The organism is Streptomyces sp. SID14436 (genome assembly GCF_010548465.1).
GTDB lineage: Bacteria > Actinomycetota > Actinomycetes > Streptomycetales > Streptomycetaceae > Streptomyces.
On the sequence record NZ_JAAGMD010000879.1, the window covers coordinates 1 to 3,085 of the forward strand.

General features: G+C 74.1%; 2 protein-coding genes. One reads left to right on the forward strand and one right to left on the reverse strand.

The features are described from left to right. Positions 1-176: 176 nt before the first annotated feature. A complete protein-coding gene (locus G3I53_RS32315) occupies positions 177-1,880 on the reverse strand; it encodes a glycoside hydrolase family 13 protein (RefSeq protein ID WP_343240726.1) in 1,704 nt (567 codons plus the stop codon). A 305-nt stretch (positions 1,881-2,185) separates the two neighbouring features. Between G3I53_RS32315 and G3I53_RS32320 the strand changes: the two genes are divergently transcribed. Continuing rightward, positions 2,186-3,085 (forward strand): hypothetical protein (locus tag G3I53_RS32320; protein ID WP_164439035.1); only part of this gene is annotated, 900 nt, incomplete at its 3' end.

Below are 3,085 nucleotides of genomic sequence, written 5' to 3' on the forward strand. Positions count from 1 at the left end.
GCGAGCCGCGCATCCGGGTCCCGGCGCACGCCCTGCTCCGTCCGGAGCGGCACCTCGCCCCGCTGCTGCGGTCCGACGGCCATCCGCAGCCGGCCCGGGTGGACCCGGCCGTCTCCTGAACCGCCGGTCCCGGCCGCCCCGCGGTGGGGTGCGGCCGGGACCGTGACGGCGTCCGCTCAGATGCTCAGCCAGGCCGTGGTGTCCGGGCCCAGCCGGCCGTCCTCCAGGGGCGCGCTGGTCAGCAGGACCTCGCCGGCCGGCAGGTCGACGGGGGCGTCGGACAGGTTCGTCACGCAGCGCCAGCCCTCGGACCGGTCGAACTGCAGGACACCGGGCGGGGTGTCCGGCGCCCAGGTCAGCGTCTCGTCCGTGGTCAGCTTGCGGCGCAGCCGCAGGGCCGCCCGGTAGAACTCCAGCGTGGAGCCCTCCACCCCGTCCTGGGCCTCAACGGAGTACGCGGCGAAGCCCGGCGGCTGGGGCAGCCAGGAGCCCGACGCGCCGAAGCCGTAGGAGGGTCCCGTACGGGTCCACGGCAGCGGCACCCGGCAGCCGTCGCGGCCCTTGCGGACGCGGCCGGTCTGCTCCCAGACCGGGTCCTGGAGGACCTCGGTGGGCAGGTCGGCGACCTCGGGCAGGCCGAGTTCCTCGCCCTGGTACACGTACGCGGAGCCGGGCAGCGCCAGCATCAGCTGGGTGGCGGCGCGGGCCCGGCGCAGCCCGGCCTCGGGGTCGACGGCGGGGGCGTGGCCGCCGGAGAGCAGCCAGGCGTTCTCGTCCGTGCCCGGCGGGAGCATCAGGCGGGAGGCGTGCCGGACCACGTCGTGGTTGGAGAGCACCCAGGTGGCCGAGGCGCCGGCCCCGCGGGCGGTCGCCAGGGAGTCGGTGATGACCTTCCGGAGGGCGTCCGCGTCCCACGGGGCCTGGAGGTACTCGAAGTTGAACGCCTGGCCCAGTTCGTCCGGGCGGGCGTAGAGGGCGCGCCGCGGGTCGGGGATCCACGCCTCGGCGACCGCCGCGCGGGGCGGGGAGTAGCTGTCGAAGATCTTGCGCCAGTCGCGGTAGATCTCGTGCACCTCGTCCCGGTCGAAGAACGGGTGGGTGCCGGGCTCGAACTCGGCGAGGGCCTCCTCCCGGCTCAGCTCGGGGGCGCCGAGGTCGCGCAGGGGCTCGCTCAGGTCCTTGGCGAGGGCGTGCGCGACGTCGATCCGGAAGCCGTCCACGCCGCGGTCGGACCAGAACCGCAGGGTGGTGCGGAAGTCCGCGCGGACCTCGGGGTTGTCCCAGTTGAGGTCGGGCTGCTCGGGCGCGAACAGGTGCAGGTACCACTGCCCGTCGGGCACGCGCTGCCAGGCGCTGCCGCCGAACAGGGACTGCCAGTCGGTGGGCGGCAGTTCGCCGCGCTCTCCCCGGCCGTCCCGGAAGACGTACCGGTCGCGGGCCGCGGAGCCGGGGCCGGCCCGCAGCGCCTCCTGGAACCAGACGTGCTGGTGGGAGGTGTGGTTGGGGACGATGTCGACGATCACCTTCAGGCCGAGCCGGTGGGCCTCGGCGACCAGCGCGTCGAAGTCGTCGAGTGTGCCCAGGCGCGGGTCGACGTCGCGCGGGTCGGCGACGTCGTAGCCGCCGTCGGCGAGCTCCGAGGGGTAGAACGGGCTCAGCCAGAGGGCGTCGACGCCCAGCGCGGCGAGGTGGGTGAGGCGTGCGGTGATGCCGGGCAGGTCGCCCAGTCCGTCACCGTCCGCGTCGGCGAAGCTGCGCGGATACACCTGGTAGACGACCGCCTGCCGCCACCAGTCGGGGTTGCGCGAGGAGAGGTCGGGGGCGACGTCGTGGGCGGGGCGGGACACGGAGGGGTCGGGCAGGGCGGAACGGTCGGTCACTCGGGCTCCTCCAGAGTACGTGCGGGGCACCAGGGACATCTGTCCACAACGTCGTAAAAGTGAACACTCGGGTAGGGCGGAACCATTCCTTCCTTCTGTGCCGGAGGTGTGGAGGACCTGCAACTTCCCTTGCGTTCCCGCAGGTTGACAGGTTCAGACGGCATCGCCACCATGAAGGCGCACTGTGGCCCATGTGACCAGTGGGCCCGGTGATTCCTCCACCACTCATCCCGGAACGGCCGGCCGCCGCGCGCTGCCCTGACGCCGTGCCCCGGTTTCCGGCACACGCCAAGAATGGGATCCGCATGTCCACAGCGAGACTCGCGCGCCGCCTGCTGGGAACGGGCGCCGCGGCCATCGTCCTCTGCGCGGCCACCACCGCCGCGGCCACCTCCGCACACGCCCATGGCGCACCCGGCGGGGACGGCTGGAAGAAGGGCGGCAGCTACCGGCCGGGCACCGGCGCCGGCACGGTCACCGAGACGGACCGCTGCCAGTTCTCCCTCGACGGCGGCAAGACCTTCATCGACGCCGTCAAGGTCGACAACGAGAGCCTGAGGCCCACCGAGGACGGCACGATCCGCATCACCGTCCGCGCCGCCGGCGACGCGACCACCTGCACCGCCTCCCTCGCCTCCTACCTGGCGCACGGCCCGACCTTCGCCACCTCCGGCGAGCAGGTCTTCGTCGACTTCGACACGGCGACCGTGAAGCCGGGGAAGACGGCCGACCTCGCCATCGCCGTCCCGGACAAGGGCTGCTTCGCGCAGATCGACCTCTACCGGGGTGCCGTGAAGTTCGACGGCAAGCTGGACGCGGACGACGGCCTCGAGCACGGCCCGCTGCCCAAGGGGCCGGACCGGCCGGTCATCAAGGAGAAGCTGATCGCGGCCTGGAACGGCGGCACCCGGGACTGCACGTCCCAGCCGCCGAAGGAGGAGGAGCCGCCGGCGCCGTCGCCGTCCGAGCCGGAGCCGTCGAAGCCCGCCGAGGAGACCACCCCGCCCGCGTCCGGCACCCCGGACGAGCCCTCGGCGACGCCGTCCACCGAGGCGCCCGAGCCGTCCGCCTCCGAGCCGTCCGAGCCGGCGGCCACGCCGAACGGCGGCAGCGGTGACCTGGCGGAGACCGGCGCCGACGGCAGCACCGGCCCGATCGCGATCGGCGCGGCCGTGCTGCTCGCGGGCGGTGCGGCGATCGTCGTG